This is a genomic window from Gordonia alkanivorans, from assembly GCF_004011905.1.
GTDB lineage: Bacteria > Actinomycetota > Actinomycetes > Mycobacteriales > Mycobacteriaceae > Gordonia > Gordonia alkanivorans.
On record NZ_CP027114.1, the window covers coordinates 223,100 to 237,699 of the forward strand.

13 protein-coding genes and 1 pseudogene are annotated in these 14,600 nt (G+C 68.7%); 5 read left to right on the top strand and 9 right to left on the bottom strand.

Annotated features, from left to right (window positions below):
* Together C5O27_RS01000 and C5O27_RS01005 are read right to left on the bottom strand one after the other, a co-directional pair.
* The gene (locus C5O27_RS01000) at nucleotides 1-1,140 is read right to left on the bottom strand and encodes an acyl-CoA dehydrogenase family protein (RefSeq protein WP_127961668.1); all 1,140 of its coding nucleotides are present in this window, start codon (nucleotides 1,138-1,140) and stop codon (nucleotides 1-3) included.
* A gap of 119 nt (nucleotides 1,141-1,259) precedes the next feature.
* Entirely contained in the window at nucleotides 1,260-3,446 is a 2,187-nt protein-coding gene (locus C5O27_RS01005; protein WP_127961669.1) for an acyl-CoA dehydrogenase family protein, read from the bottom strand.
* A 137-nt stretch (nucleotides 3,447-3,583) separates the two neighbouring features.
* Here C5O27_RS01005 and kstR point away from each other — a divergent pair, with 137 nt between their 5' ends.
* The gene (gene kstR / locus C5O27_RS01010) at nucleotides 3,584-4,234 is read left to right on the top strand and encodes a cholesterol catabolism transcriptional regulator KstR (protein WP_005194416.1); all 651 of its coding nucleotides are present in this window, start codon (nucleotides 3,584-3,586) and stop codon (nucleotides 4,232-4,234) included.
* Nucleotides 4,235-4,241: 7 nt separating this feature from the next.
* Here kstR and C5O27_RS01015 read toward each other — a convergent pair whose 3' ends face one another.
* The 5 genes from C5O27_RS01015 to C5O27_RS01035 all read right to left on the bottom strand — a co-directional run bounded on the left by C5O27_RS01015 (nucleotide 4,242) and on the right by C5O27_RS01035 (nucleotide 8,643).
* Nucleotides 4,242-4,724, bottom strand: a complete 483-nt coding sequence (locus C5O27_RS01015; protein ID WP_006358420.1) for a MaoC/PaaZ C-terminal domain-containing protein — start codon at nucleotides 4,722-4,724, stop codon at nucleotides 4,242-4,244.
* Nucleotides 4,721-5,731, bottom strand: a complete 1,011-nt coding sequence (locus C5O27_RS01020; RefSeq protein WP_035751933.1) for an alpha/beta hydrolase — start codon at nucleotides 5,729-5,731, stop codon at nucleotides 4,721-4,723. Before C5O27_RS01020 ends, C5O27_RS01015 begins: the two co-directional genes overlap by 4 nt.
* A gap of 115 nt (nucleotides 5,732-5,846) precedes the next feature.
* A complete protein-coding gene (locus C5O27_RS01025; RefSeq protein WP_127961670.1) occupies nucleotides 5,847-6,617 on the bottom strand; it encodes an SDR family NAD(P)-dependent oxidoreductase in 771 nt (256 codons plus the stop codon).
* A 54-nt stretch (nucleotides 6,618-6,671) separates the two neighbouring features.
* The gene (locus C5O27_RS01030; RefSeq protein ID WP_006358417.1) at nucleotides 6,672-7,337 is read right to left on the bottom strand and encodes a crotonase/enoyl-CoA hydratase family protein; all 666 of its coding nucleotides are present in this window, start codon (nucleotides 7,335-7,337) and stop codon (nucleotides 6,672-6,674) included.
* A 241-nt stretch (nucleotides 7,338-7,578) separates the two neighbouring features.
* The gene (locus C5O27_RS01035; protein ID WP_127961671.1) at nucleotides 7,579-8,643 is read right to left on the bottom strand and encodes an enoyl-CoA hydratase/isomerase family protein; all 1,065 of its coding nucleotides are present in this window, start codon (nucleotides 8,641-8,643) and stop codon (nucleotides 7,579-7,581) included.
* A gap of 47 nt (nucleotides 8,644-8,690) precedes the next feature.
* On the opposite strand from C5O27_RS01035, the gene C5O27_RS01040 reads away from it, so the two are divergent.
* Both C5O27_RS01040 and C5O27_RS01045 read left to right on the top strand, forming a co-directional pair.
* Nucleotides 8,691-9,875, top strand: a complete 1,185-nt coding sequence (locus C5O27_RS01040) for a CoA transferase (protein WP_127961672.1) — start codon at nucleotides 8,691-8,693, stop codon at nucleotides 9,873-9,875.
* A complete protein-coding gene (locus C5O27_RS01045) occupies nucleotides 9,872-11,281 on the top strand; it encodes an amidohydrolase family protein (protein WP_127961673.1) in 1,410 nt (469 codons plus the stop codon). The genes C5O27_RS01040 and C5O27_RS01045 overlap by 4 nt, the downstream gene beginning before the upstream one ends.
* An 8-nt stretch (nucleotides 11,282-11,289) precedes the next feature.
* On the opposite strand, the gene C5O27_RS01050 is transcribed toward C5O27_RS01045, so the two are convergent.
* Nucleotides 11,290-11,982 (bottom strand): SDR family NAD(P)-dependent oxidoreductase, encoded by a 693-nt coding sequence (locus C5O27_RS01050; protein WP_127961674.1) that lies wholly within the window; start codon nucleotides 11,980-11,982, stop codon nucleotides 11,290-11,292.
* Between the two features lie 63 nt (nucleotides 11,983-12,045).
* Here C5O27_RS01050 and C5O27_RS01055 point away from each other — a divergent pair, with 63 nt between their 5' ends.
* Together C5O27_RS01055 and C5O27_RS01060 are read left to right on the top strand one after the other, a co-directional pair.
* Nucleotides 12,046-12,906, top strand: coding sequence for an alpha/beta fold hydrolase (locus C5O27_RS01055; protein WP_127961675.1), 861 nt, complete (start codon nucleotides 12,046-12,048; stop codon nucleotides 12,904-12,906).
* 4 nt (nucleotides 12,907-12,910) lie between these two features.
* A pseudogene (locus tag C5O27_RS01060) lies at nucleotides 12,911-14,134 on the top strand (MFS transporter); the annotation flags it as partial.
* 72 nt (nucleotides 14,135-14,206) lie between these two features.
* On the opposite strand, the gene C5O27_RS01065 reads toward C5O27_RS01060, so the two are convergent.
* The gene (locus C5O27_RS01065; RefSeq protein ID WP_006358410.1) at nucleotides 14,207-14,533 is read right to left on the bottom strand and encodes a hypothetical protein; all 327 of its coding nucleotides are present in this window, start codon (nucleotides 14,531-14,533) and stop codon (nucleotides 14,207-14,209) included.
* Between the last annotated feature and the right edge of the window lie 67 nt (nucleotides 14,534-14,600).

The following is a 14,600-nucleotide window of genomic DNA, read 5'->3' on the forward strand; positions in this document are numbered from 1 at the left end:
TCACCCCTGTACTCGGTCGGCCGGGGCAGTGCCCTCGGTGATGTCGGCGAGTTCGTCGAGCCGCACGGCGGCCCCACCCACCAGGCGGGCGAGGTCCTTGGCGACGGAGAAGTACCGGTGCAGCGGGTAGGTGATGTCTACGCCGATTCCGCCGTGCAGGTGGGTCATCGCCCGCAGGGTCGGCGGGATCTCCTCGGCGAGCCAGTACGCGGCGACGCCGAGATCGGTTGCAGCGTCGAGGCCTTCGGACAGTCGCCACGCGGCAGCGGTGGTGGACAGGTCCATCGAGCGACCGACGACGTAGATGTCGGCGAGCTGCTGACCGACGGCCTGGAACAGTGCGATCGGCTTGCCGAACTGTTCGCGCGTCGAGACGTGGTCGGCGGTGAGCCGGGTGGCCCCGGCGACGAGACCGTCGGCGTAGGCACACAGCGCGAGCCGGTACCGGTCGCGCAGGACCGACAGCTCACGACTGACGACATCGGCATCGTCGACGGCGACGTCGTCGAAGGTGACCGTGTACTCGCCCCAACCGCTCGACGACGGGGTGCGCGTGAGCGTGACACCGTCGGCCGTCGGGGAGATGGCCACGACGCCGGCGTCGGACGTGACGAGCAGGACCGAGGCACCCTCGGCGTGCAGGACCCCGACCTTCGTGCCGTTGAGGCGACCGCCACGGACACTGGTCTGCGGAGTCGGCGTCAGCGGGTCGCCGTGTTCACCGATCGCGATGGCGGCCCAGCGCCCGGCGGTCAGGGACTCGGCCCAGCGCGACCACACGTCCCCACCGTCGCCGGCAGCCCGGGCGAGGACGAGCGCGGCGGTCAGGGTGCCGAGCGCCGGGGTCACCGCGGCGGCGCGCCCCATCCGGCGGAACAGCGGCAGCAGTCCCGCCTCGTCGACCTCGTCACCGTCGTGGTCGGCCGGTAACGGCAACGCGAGCAACCCGGCGTCGACGAGCGCCTGCCAGGTCTCGGCATCGAAGCCGCCGACCTGATCACCTGCTCCCGACTCACCTGCTCCCGACTCGCCGGAATCCCGCCTGCCGAAGGTCGACTCCCAGTCGGGTTGTCGTCGTGCGAACACGTCCTCCGCGACGTCGCGAACCGCGATCGCCGTGCCGTCCAGGGCAAAGTCCACCCTGCGTCTCCTCACCGTGCGCGAACTACAGAACTAGAACTTGTTCTAGTTGTATCAGAGTCGGCGCATCCGGGGGTAGAGATCCGGCTTTATCTGCGGTTTCGCGCAGCCTGGACCGGTCAGCCGCGCGGCAAACCGAGAATGCGTTCCGCCGCCGCGGTCTTGAGAATCTGGGTCGTTCCACCGGCGATCGACAGACAGCGGTTCTGCAGCACCGCGTCGGACGCATCGGTGGCCGCCAGGCCCTGCACGCCGAGGAGCCGCAGGGCGAGATCGGGCACCGACTGGCGGTGCTGCACACCGATCAATTTGCGGACGCTGGACAGCGCACCCGGGTCGAGTCCGGCGAGCTGCTGGGTGGCGGCACGGGCGTCGAGGACCCGACCGACATGTGCGTCGGCGAACTGGCTGCCGAGTGCCACCCGTTCGGCGTCGGAGAGGTCGCGCGTCATGCCCTGCACCTGACGCAGCAGCGACTCCATCTCCTTGCCGAGCCCGGACCCGCCCATCGCCACGCGTTCGTTCGCGAGGGTCGTGCGGGCCAACCGCCAGCCGTTGTTCACCTCGCCGACCATGCAGTCGTCGGGCACGACGACGTCGTCGAGGAAGACCTCGTTGAAGTTGGCGCGACCGGTCAGCTCGCGGAGCGGCCGGATGTCGATGCCCGGCGAGGACATGTCGACGAGGAAGTAGGTGATCCCCTTGTTCTTGGGGGCCTCGGCGTCGGTGCGCGCCAGACAGATGGCCCACTGCGCGTTGTGCGCCTGCGAGGTCCAGATCTTCTGACCGGACAGCTTCCAGCCGCCGTCGACGCGCTCCGCCTTGGTACGCAGCGCGGCGAGGTCGGAACCGGCCTCCGGTTCGCTGAACAGCTGGCACCAGACGATCTCGCCGGCGAGGGTCGGGGCGACGAAGCGTTCGCGCTGCGCGTCGGTGCCGTGGGACAGGATCGTCGGAATCGCCCAGGCGCCGATGACGAGGTCGGGCCGGACGACGCCGGCCGCGTCGAGTTCGGTGTCGATGAGCAACTGCAGGGCCGCATCGGCACCGAGTCCGTACGGCGCCGGCCAGTGCGGGGTGAGGTAACCGGTCTCGGCGAGGACGCGCCGCTGGTCGTCGGCGTCGGCCGCCGCGATGCGTGCGACCGTCTCGCGGACCTCGTTCCGCTTGTCCTCGACCTGCGACAGGTCGAGGGCGAAGCGCCGGCGTGCACCGGCGAGCCCGCGGTCGGCGAGCGCGGTGGCGGCATCGTGCGCATGGTCCAGAGCCGCCTGCGCGGCGAGTGCGGACCGCAGGTAGAGATGCGCGTCGTGTTCGAAGGTGAACCCGATCCCGCCGAGCACCTGGATGCAGTCCTTGGCCGTGGCAGCGGGCGCCTGGGCCACCACGACGTCGGCGGCGAGCCGGCTGATCTCGAGTTGTTCTCGCGCAGAGGCGAGTTCGTCGGAGGAGGCGTTGAGCACCTCGTCGACCGCACCGGCCACGTCCCATGCGACGGCCGTGACCTCTTCGCTGCGGCAGAGCATCTCGGCACAGATGTGCTTGATCGCCTGGAACGATCCGATCGGCGCACCGAACTGTGTGCGGACCTTGGCGTAGTCGACCGCGGTGTCGAGGGTCCAGCGGGTGACGCCGCTCTGATACGCAGCAAGCGTCGCCGACAGCAGCCCCTCGACGAGCGGCGCATCGGGTAGTTCGACGAGGTCGTCGGCGGTGACACCGGTCAGGCGCACGCGGGCCACTGAGGTGGTGCCGTCGAGCGGGGTCTCCGGCGCGATGTCGGCGCTGCCGACGTTCGGCGGGAGGATCCACCAGCGACCCTCGCGACCGGGGACGTCGAGCGCCGCGAGGACCGCGACACCCTCGGAGTAGCCGCCGACGAGCCCGAGGTCGATGGCGTCGGACAGCGGTGCGGCCGCCCCGCCGGCGTGGCTCGCGACCGGCGTCACGATGGGTAGCGCACCTTCGAGAACCTGGTCGAGGAGCGCCTGCGCCCGGGCATCGGCGCTGGTGGACAGCGCGATAGCAGCGGTCACCGTCGGGACGACGGGCCCCGGGACCAATTCGATGCCGCACTGCTCGACCATCGCCGCCACGTCGACGAATCCCGCCCCGAGACCACCGGACGCCTCCGGCACCGCGGCCGCGAACACACCGAAGTCCGCGAGCTGACCGAACAGCTGTGTCCACTGGTCGCGCGGCTTGTCGAGGTCGGAACGGACGAGTTCGGTCACCTTCGCGGCGCGCGCCCAGGACTCGATACTGTGGCATACGGCTTGTTGTTCGGGAGACGTGGCGATAGTCACGAGTGATCCTCTGTATGTCGAGTTGTGAGGAATAATTAGAACCTGTTCTAATATGCCATGGGTGGAGGTGATCGGGTAGCCACCCGTGAATCCCCCGCCTCCCCGGTCGCCGATCACGTGAGGATGTCCGTACACACATGGCCCGCTCTGCACCAGGCAACGCCGCGGTCGACGCCCCAGCGGGGGCCGCAACCCCTGCCGCGTCGCCCGAAGCCGGTTCCACCGCGCAGCGCGAACGCCGCCGCCGCATCCTCGACGCGACGCTCGCTCTGGCCTCCAAGGGCGGTTACGACGCCGTCCAGATGCGCACCGTCGCCGACAAGGCCGACGTCGCGGTCGGCACGCTCTACCGCTACTTCCCGTCCAAGGTCCACCTGCTGGTGACCGCACTGGCGCGTGAGTTCGAACGCGTCGAGTCGAAGGTCGACCGCTCACAACTGCGGGGCGACACCGCGATCGACCGCCTGCGCCACGTACTGGACATGATCACCTTCGCGATGCAGCGCGACCCGCTGCTCACCGAGGCGATGACCCGCGCCTTCATGTTCGCCGACGCGTCGGCGACCGCCGAGGTCGATCAGGTCGCCGGCATCATCGACCGGCTCCTCGCCGGTGCCATCGTGGGCGTGGGCGAACCCACCGAAGAGGATCTCGCGATCGCCCGCGTGCTCTCCGACGTGTGGATGTCGAACCTCGTGCAGTGGCTGACCCGACGCGCGTCGGCCACCGACGTCACCAATCGCCTCGAGCTCACGGTCCGGCTGCTGCTGAAGGACCGCGCCAACTGAGCTGAATTCAGTCGTCCCGGTCGGCCGGCAGAGGGGTGCCGGCCGGCCGAGCGTGTACGTACGCCTCTACGACGGTGCGCATCACCGGCTTCCCGGCGTCGTTCACCACTTCCGACGTCGACCTGACGAGCGCACGATTGCGGTCGTCGAAGTCGACGGCGTCGATGGTCAGCGAACCGGTCAACGTGTCACCGGGACGCACCGGCCGGAGGAACACGACATCGGCAAGTCGCTTGCCCGCGATGACCTTCCAGCGATACAGGACCCCGGTCACCGCGAGCTTCTGATAGATCGACATCGTGTGCAGACCACTGGCGATCAGCCCGCCGTAGACGCCGGCCTCGGCCGCGGCCTTGTCGGTGTGGAAGTCCTGCGGGTCCCAGGTGCGGGCGAAGTCGAGCAGTTCGTCCTCGGTCACGTGGTGAGTGCCGAAACGGAACACCTGTCCGGCCTCGAGATCGTCAGCCCACAGTCGGTCGGCTTCGCTCACTTCAGATCTTTGGCGATCATCGGCCAGGTGGTCTTGAGATCGCGTTCCCAGTAACCCCAGGAATGGGTGCCGTCGGGCCGGAACAGGACCTTGTGCGGAACCTTCAGCGCGCGCATACGCTGCGCCATCTGCTTGGTGCACTCGTTGACGGCGGCTTCGATGACTCCGCCGAGGATCACCTGGTTGGCCAGCGTCGCCGGATCACCGGCGACCAGCGGGGCCTCGAGGCGGTCGTACCAGCCGGGGAGGCCGGTGCCGCTGGTCATGTAGACCTTGGTGCCCCGCAGCTTCGCGGCGTTGACGTACGGGTCGTTCTTGCGCCATCCCGACGAGTTGATCGGACCCCACATGTTGTCGACGTTGCCCATGCCGCGGTCGGCGACGACCATCCGGATGTAGGTCTGCCCCAACGGATCACTGGTTCGGGCGCAACCGCTGTAAGCGGCCACCGACTTGTAGAGCCGCGGTGCGGAGATGGCGAGGTTCAGCACGGAGGTGCCGGCCATCGAGATGCCCGCGATCGCGTTCTTGCGAGTGGTGTTGAACTCCCTGTCCACCAACGGCGGGAGTTCCTTGGTCAGGAACGTCGTCCACTTGTTGCGGCCGAGCACCGGGTCGTCACGCTGCCAGTCGGTGTAGTACGAGAACGCACCGCCGATGGGCGTCACGACGTTGACCTGCTTGTCGCGGAAGAACTTCGAGTACTGCGTCTTCGCCGCCCAGGTCGCCGAGTCCTCGCCGCCGCCGGCACCGTTGAGGAGGTACAGGGTCGGGCGTGGCTTGGTGAGGTCCTTGGGACGCAGGACGTTGACCGGGACCAGCCGGCGCATCGCGGCCGAGTAGACGATCAGCGTCGTCTGCTGGGCCGAGTCGTGGATGACGGTGTCGATTCGTGCGCGATTGGGGTCGGGTGCCGGCGCAGCAAGAGCCGCCGGCGCCCATCCGGTCGCCGCAACCGCGACGGCACACGCGACGACAGCCAGTCGCCTCTTCCACGAGGAACGCACCAATAGCCCCTTTGGTTAACAATATTCTCAGACTTAACAAAGGTAACCGGGATCGACGGAGCACCCCAAGCCGAGACGGTCGTCGTTGTGCTTTTGTGATGTGCGGCAGGCCCGGTCAGCGTGGCTGGAACCGCTGCGCACCGTCGAGGCGCACGATCTCTCCGTTGATGTAGTTGTTCTCGAGCAGGTGTTGCGCCAGCGCGGCGAATTCGTCGGGAAGACCGAGGCGCTTGGGGTAGGGCACGCCGGCGGCGAACTTGGTGAGCGCCTCCTCCCCCATCGACTCCATGATCGGCGTCCGCATCGTGCCGGGGGCGATGGTGTTCAGGCGCACGGCAACCGAGCCGAGGTCGCGCGCGCCGAACAGGGTGAGACCCATGACCCCGGCCTTGGCGGCGGCGTAGGCGGTCTGGCCGACCTGCCCCTCGTAGCCGGCGATCGAGCTGGTCATCACGATCGCGCCGCGCTCCCCGGAATCCTTGGGTTCACCGGCCGCCAACTTGGCCGCGGTCAGCCGCAGGACGTTGTAGGTGCCGGTGAGATACAGGTTGAGGGTCTTGACGAACCCTTTCATCTCGGCGGGCGAGCCGTCGCGGCCGACGATCTTCTGTGCCACACCGAATCCGCCGTGCGCGATGACCGCGTAGCGCAGCTCGCCGAGTTCCCCCGCCTGCTCGAGCGCGGCGTTCACGGAGTCGTCGTCGAGCACGTCGGTGCGCGCATAGATCGCCCGCTCCCCCAGCTCTTCCGCGAGTTCCTTCGCCGGCTGGTCGGCCAGATCGGCGATCACGACCGACGCACCGGCGGCGTGCAGCCGACGCACCGTCGCCGCACCGAGTCCACCTGCACCGCCGGTGACGACCGCGACTTCACCCTCGAACGACATCTGTTCTCCTCACATCGATTTCACGTGCTGATCGGTTGGGCACATGCAGTTGACTCAGGCGCCGGTCCACTCGGGCTTGCGCTTCTCGGCGAACGCGCGGGCGCCCTCGATCGCATCTTTCGAGGTGAAGACCGGCGCGAGCAGGCGACCCTGGCGGTCCCACTTCTCGTCGTCGCTCCACGATTCCGACTCGGCGATGATCCGCTTGGTGACCGCGACGGCCAGTGGACCGTTCTCGGTGATGCGTTCCGCCAGCGCCAATTCGAGGGCCTTCTGGTACGGGATCTTCTTGGGCAGCCGGAGAAGTCCACCGGCGCCCGCGACGAGGCCGCGCTTGACCTCGGGGATGCCGAACTTCGCCGACTTCGACGCGACGACGAGGTCGGTCGCGAGAACCAGCTCGGTTCCGCCCGCGAGTGCGTAGCCCTCGACGGCGGCGATGACGGGCTTGGCCGGCGGCTTCTGTGTGAAGCCCAGACCGCGACCCTCGATGGCAACCGACTCGCCGGCCGCGAAGGCCTTCAGATCCATTCCCGCGCAGAAGTTCCCGCCCGCGCCGGTCAGGATGGCGACCGACAGCTCCGGACTGTCGTCGAGCTCGTCCATCGCGTCGGCGAGCGACTGGCTCACTTCGTGGTTGATCGCGTTGCGCGCCTGTGGCCGGTTGATCGTGATGACGAGGATGCGCCCCCGGCGCTCCACGAGAACTGCGTCGGACATGTGTCGCTGACCCCTCACCGATTTTCGACGATCGCTGCGGACGCGCTCACGCGAAATCGGGCGGCGTCGGCCGCAGCTCGGGGGTCATCGTAAGCAGAGACCGGTCGCCGAATGGGGAAAATGAACCAACTGAGTTAGACAAGTTCCACGACCCCGTCCGCAAACCCACCCCTTTTCCGTAAACCCACTACCCGGCTAGGGGGTGGAAATACGGAAAAGGGGTGGGTCTGCGGGAACGGGTCTACTCCCGGATCTCGTCGACCAGTCCCCAGTCCAGTGCCTGCTGGGCGTCGATCTCGGCACCTGTGACGAACAGGTACAGCGCACGCCACCGTCCGATGCGCCGGGGAACGCTCACGGTTCCGCCCGCTCCAGGGATGAGGCCCATCGCCACCTCTGGGAGGCGGATGCGGGTGTCCGGCGCGGCGACGATGTGCCCGGCGAAGGCGGGGATCTCGATACCCGCGCCGACGCAGTGCCCGTGCAGCCGGACTTCGACTTTGTCAGCCAGCGTGGACACCAACCGGCCGGCCCCACCGCGCGTGCGGATCAGATGGGCGGTCGACGAGTCGGGCATGTGGCCGAACTCGTCGAGGTCGCCGCCGGCACAGAAGGAGCTGCCCGCGCCGTCGATGATGATGCGGTCGATCGAGTCGTCGAGGACCGCGAGGCGCAACGCCTCCACGAGCGCGTCTCTCAGGGCCGTCCCGTACGCGTTACGGCGTTCGGGCCGGTTGAGGGTGATCCGCAGGGTTCCGGCCTGTCGGTCCAGCAGCACCGGGTCGACGGCGGGCGGTGGAAGAGGTCGTCCTTTCGCTAGACGCGCCTCCAGCCACCGACCGAACTCGTCGCCGCCCTGGAGTGTCGAGTAGCCCAGCGATTCGACGTCGATCGCCGCGACGGGGTCGAGCGGTTCGGCGGCACGCACGATCTGCGCGCCGACGAGGGATGCCTGCGGGCAGCGCGAGACGGCATCGGTGAACACTGCGACAGCCGCGTCGACGTCGTCGGCGGCCACCACACTCCGGTGGCCGGTTCCGGTCGGGGCACAGGTGAGATCGAGTGCCTCCAGCAGCGGGTTCAGCGCGTCGTCGAGCGGGCCCGTCGAAGTTCCCATCAGGATCACGTCCGACGCCGAGGCACGGTCGACGGCCCGGGTCAGGTCACCGTCGGTCACGCCATCCGCGGTGTCGAGGTCCACCAGCACCAGCGGGAGTGAGACAGCGGCACCATCCCCGAACAGGCCTCCGCCGCCGACGACCGGTTCGGCGGCGAGATCGGCGATCGAGATACGGCGGGCGTGCACGGCAGTGAACCTCCTGAGCTTTACCTGCGGACGGTAGCATTTCGCCCGTGTCCAGCCCTGCGTCCCATGATCCGGTGCGCGCCTGGGCGGAGAGCGGGATCCCGCATCTCACCGGTAGGCCCGACGGCCCGCCGCTCATTCCGCCCGGCCATGCCGCGGCACGGGCGCGCGAACTCACCGACTGGATCCGCACGGCAAGCGCCGGAGCGGTCGACGTCGACGGTGCCGCACTGCTGGGAGAGCGCGCGGCACTGACGGGTCACCGCCGCCAGGGAGACCTCACCCCGGGCGGATCGGGGCGTCTGCTTCCCGCATCGGACGGCTGGGTCGCGGTGAGTTGCGCACGCCCAGACGACCCCCTCCTGCTGGGCGCGCTGATCGAGAGCGAGGTCACCGAGGACGATCACTGGCCGAAGGTCGCCGCCTGGCTCGCCGGACACTCCCGAGCAGACTTCGACGAACGTGCTGCACTGTTGGGCATCGCGGGCGGCGGCGTCGCACATGGCGCCGCGATCGCTGACGCAGCGCGTGACGCATTGCGGCCGAACGGTGTTCCCCGTCCGGTCGACGGTCTGCTCGTCGTCGATTTCAGCGCCCTCTGGGCCGGGCCACTGTGCGCACACCTGCTGGGTCTCGCGGGCGCGCGGGTGGTGAAAGTCGAGACACCGCAACGTCCGGACGGCGCGCGACGCGGAAACCAGGACTTCTACCGATTGCTCCACGACGGCCACGAATCCGCCGTGCTCGACCCGTCCATCGCCGCTGAACGCGAAGCGCTTCACCGACTCGTGGCCGCGGCCGACATCGTGATCGAGGCATCCCGACCACGAGCGCTACGCCGATTCGGTCTGCGCGCCGAGGATTTCGTCGCCAACGGGATCACCTGGCTGTCCATCACCGCGGCCGGACGCGACTCCCACCGGATCGGCTTCGGCGACGACATCGCAGCCTCGGCGGGTCTGGTCGCCGCCGACGACGCGGGCCCGATGTTCGTGGGCGACGCGATCGCCGATCCGTTGGCCGGTCTGACCGCCGCCGCGCTGGCAATGTGCGAGCCCGGCAACGGGACACTGTGGGACATCTCCATGCGCGCCACGGTCGCCTCGACCCTCGGCGGTCAACCGTCCCCGCCCACGCGTCGCGACGGCGATCAATGGGTGGTCGACACCGGTTCCGGCACAGTGCCCCTCGATCCACCCCGAGCACGCGCCGGCGGTGGAGGAACCCGATGAACGGCAACCTGTTCCGTGGGGTGTCACTCCCCGAGGGCATCCGCGACGTGGCCGTGGACGACGGCATGATCACCACGGTCGGCGTGGACCTCACGGGCGACGCGACAACGGGATTCGACGTCATCGACGCCGACGGCGGTGCACTCATCCCGGGTCTCCACGACCATCACATCCACCTCCACGCGCTGGCTGCGGCCTCGGCGTCGGTACAGTGTGGTCCACCCCAGGTAACCAGCGCCGGCGATCTCGGCGCCGCCCTGGACCGCGCCCCCGACACCTCCGGCTGGGTCCGCGGCATCGGCTATGTGGAGACCGTTGCCGGACTTCTCGATTCCGCCGCCCTCGATCAGCTCCACGCCCGCCGGCCGGTCCGCATCCAGCACCGCAGCGGAGCGGTGTGGTTCCTCAACACCGCAGCCGCCGTGGGCGTCGGGTTGCGGACCGCCGATCATCCCGGCGTCGAGCGAGACGACTCCGGAGCACCGACCGGGCGGGTGTGGCGCGCCGACGACTGGCTTCGGGAGCGGATGGGGCACGCCCGGCCGCCGGATCTGAAACACGTCGGTTCCGAACTGGCCCGATACGGCATCACCGGGGTCACCGACGCCACGCCGAACCTGTCCGACGAGTCCCTCATCGCGCTCGTCTCCTCGCACACGAACGGAGCAGTGCCACAACGACTTCACCTGCTGGGCGTCCCACTCGACGCGACACCCGACCTCCCACCGACCGTGACCGTCGGACCGTTCAAGATCGTCCTCGCCGACTCCGACCTCCCCGACTTCCCAACCCTGTGCGACCAGATCCACACCGCGCATTCATGGGGCCGCGGCGTCGCCGCGCACTGCGTCACCCGGGAAGCGCTGCTCCTCCTGCTCGCGGCCCTCGACGAGGTCGGCAGCCACCCGGACGACCGGATCGAACACGGCGCGATCATCGCCGCAGACACCGTCGAGGAGCTGCACCACAGACAGATCCCCATAGTCACCCAACCCGGCTTCATCACCGCGCGGGGCGACGACTACCTGGATCGCCTCGACACCTCCGATGTCGCCGACCTGTACCGCTGCGCATCACTCGTCGAACGCGATGCACCCGTCGCGATGTCGAGCGACGCCCCCTACGGACCGGTCGATCCATGGACGGTGATCGCCGCTGCCGCAACCCGTCTCGCACCAGACGGCCGCACCATCGGCGCCGACGAACGGGTCAGCCGCGGAACAGCATTGGGTCGCTATCTGACGCCGCTGAGCACCCCGGGCGCAGCGCCACGGACGGTCCGTCCCGGTGAACCCGCCGACCTCGTCCTACTCGACGACACCCTCGAATCCGCGCTACGGACAGGCGCGGATTCCGTGCGCTGCACAATGATCCGCGGGCGCATGGCGTACCGGCGTGGGGAGTGAGCCGATTGTCAGCCGACGCCGGGCACCGGGACCTGCGCACCCGTCACCGCGGCGGAGGCGTCGGACACCAGGAAGGCGACGGTCTCGGCGATCGCCTCCGGCGACACCCAGCCCTTGCGGGACGAATCCGGCTGGCTCTCACGGTTGCCCGGGGTGTCGATCACCGACGGCAAGATCGCGTTGGCCCGGACGGCGTCGTCCTTGTACTCCGCGGCGAGGGCGCTGATGAACGCCCAGACGGCGGCCTTGGACGTGATGTATCCGGCGGCACCGGAGAACGGTGCGAACGCGGCCTTCGCCGACACTCCGACGATCGATCCGCCGCCGGCGTCGATCAGCTTCGGGATCGCCGCCGCGGACAGCAGATACAGCGGACGCAGGTTGAGGCGGAGCAGTCGCTCGAACTCGTCGACCGGGGTCGCGTCCACACGCTCCCCCATCGCGAACCCGCCGACCAGATTGACCACGGCCTTCACCGGAGCCGACGGATCACCTGCCGCAGCGGCGACGACCTCGGCCACCGACGACTCGTCGAACAGATCGGCCTGGAGAGCGACCAGTCGATCGGAGTCGGGAAGGCGCGACAGCTCGGCCTCGACGACCCACGGCACGACCACACGCCAACCGTCGTCGAGCAGTTTCCTCGTGACCGCGGAACCCAATCCGCCCGTACCGCCCGACACGATCACCGTTTGCGCCATCACCCGATCCGTCCAGTCTGATTGTGTGTATTCATCTCACCCTATGCGTGAAAGGCTATGCCGATGAGCACGAACGTCACCGCGGACGCTCCGGAGTGGTTCCGCACAGCAGTCGAAACGGAACCCGAGCACTCGTCGATCATCGTCCACGGTGCGCGGATCACCTATCGCTGCTGGGGTGAACCCGGCGCCCCCGGCCTGATCCTGGTCCACGGTGGTGCGGCCCACGCCGGATGGTGGGACCACATCGCCCCGCGGTACGCGCAGGACCGTTGCGTCGTCGCCCTCGATCTGTCCGGACACGGCGACAGCGACTGGCGCGACACCTACAGCCTGGGCATCTGGGCCGACGAGGTCGCCGCGGTCGCCACGGCTGCCGAAGCGACCACCGACGCAGTCCTCGTGGGGCACAGCCTGGGCGGGCTCGTGGGCATCCGGACGTCGGCCGCCCACCCCGATCTCACCGAGAACCTCGTGCTCGTCGACTCCCGCATCCTCGACGCCGAGATGCTCGACGAGATCCAGCGAAACCAGCCCGAGGAAGGCATTCCCCGAGGCAGCAAGCACTACCCGTCACCCGAGGCGGCCCTCGAACGGTTCCGGCTCGTGCCCGACCACCCGAGCCTCGACTACGCCAGGGCCCACGTGGCGCGGCAGTCGGTCGTCCGCGACGACGACGGCTGGCGGTGGAAGTTCGACCGCGGATTCGCCGACGAACTGACCGATCTCCCCTCGCACCCGCCGAGCAGCTGCCGGCTCAGCGTCGTCTACGGCGAACACGGGGTCGTGACCCCGGCGATGATCGACATCGTCACCGCCGGCCTCGACGAACCCGCACGCGTCGTCGAACTCGCCGGCGCCGGTCATCACATCCCGCTCGAACAGCCCCTCGCATTGATGGATGTGATCGACCACGCCCTCTGATTCGCGTGACAGCGTCTTCGCGTCGCTGCACATCCCCAACTACCGGATCTTCTTCGCCGGTATGACGGTGTCGATGACCGGTTCCTGGATGCAGGCCACCGCCCAGGCCTGGCTGGTGTTGACGTTGAGCGGGTCGGCATCGATTCTCGGCCTGATCGTCGCGCTGCAGGCACTGCCCGTTCTCCTGATCGGCCCGTATGCCGGTGTCATCGCCGACCGCGTCGACCGTCGGCGACTGCTCACGGTCCTCCAGGCGATGATGGGCTTGCTTGCGGCGGTGCTGGCCGCGCTCGCCCTCGCCGGAGTCGTGGCGGTGTGGCATGTGGCGATCCTGGCGGTACTGCTCGGCCTCGGACACGCCTTCGAGCAACCCGCGCGACAGGCGTTCATCCACCAGATCGTCGGGAAATCGCTGATCCGCAATGCTGTCACGCTGAACTCGGTGATGGTCAACGCCGCTCGCGCCGTCGGTCCAGCCGTCGCCGGTGTCATCCTCACACTCGTCGGCGCGGGTTGGTGTTTCGCGATCAACGCGGTCAGTTTCGTCGCGGTGGTCGCCTCGCTGATCGCGCTCGACAGCACGAAGATCACCCAGGAGACCCCGGTTCCCCGTGCGAAAGGCCAGCTGCGCGAGGGTATCCGCTACGTCCGCGGCATCCCCTCGCTGTGGATTCCGCTCGCCACGATGGCGCTGGTCGGCACTCTGGCCTACAACTTCCCGGTCACCCTGACGGCCGCCGCGGACTTCGTCTTCGACGGCGGCCCACAGGCTCTCGGTTTCATGACCTCGGCCATGGGTGTCGGCGCGGTGGTCGGCGGTCTGGTCGTCGCGGCGCGCGGCACCATCGGCCTGCGGCCGCTCACGCTGGCCGCCTTCGGATTCGGCATCACGATCGCCGCGGCCGCGCTGGCACCTGATCTGATCACCGCCATCTGCGCGCTGTTCCTGGTGGGCTGGCTGAGTGTGACGTTCATGTCGACCGGCAACGCCACCCTGCAGCTCAACGCCGAACCGCAGATGCGGGGACGCGTCATGGCCCTGTGGTCGGTGGCGTTCATGGGATCGACGCCGATCGGAGGTCCACTGATCGGCGCGGTCATCGAGGCCACCAATCCGCGTGTCGGCCTGGGCGTCGGCGCGGCCGCGTGTCTGGCCGCCGCGTTGCTGGCCTTCGTCGCCGACCGCAGAAGCCGACCGCGCCCGGGGCCCGAACCTGTCACCGACTGACCGGTGAAACGCCTTGCAGCCGGTCAGCTGTGCTGACCGGCTGCGTGCGGGGGCTCGGGACTCAGAGGCGGGTCAGACGGCGTCGCTTCCGTCGATGCTCCCGAAGTCGCCGACCGAGACGTTGCCCTGATCGTCGACGGCGGTGTCGAAGGTGCCGTCGCAGTCGGTGTCGGCGACCGCGATGTCGGTGTAGCCGTCGCCGTCGCTGTCCGCCTCGATCAGGTCGATCTGGCCGTCGGCATTGGTGTCGTAGGCGATCGAATCGGCCGAGCCGTCACCGTCGGTGTCGAGGACGGCGTCGGTGGTGCCGTCACCGTCGATGTCGGCGAGGGCGGCGTCGACGAGGCCGTCGCCATTGGTGTCGACCAGGACTGCGTCTGCGGGGATCTGGGTGCTCATGGGTTGTTCCTTTCGTGGTGTCCGACAGTGCGGGCTGTTCGCTGCGTTCGAATACTTGGAGCGGGTG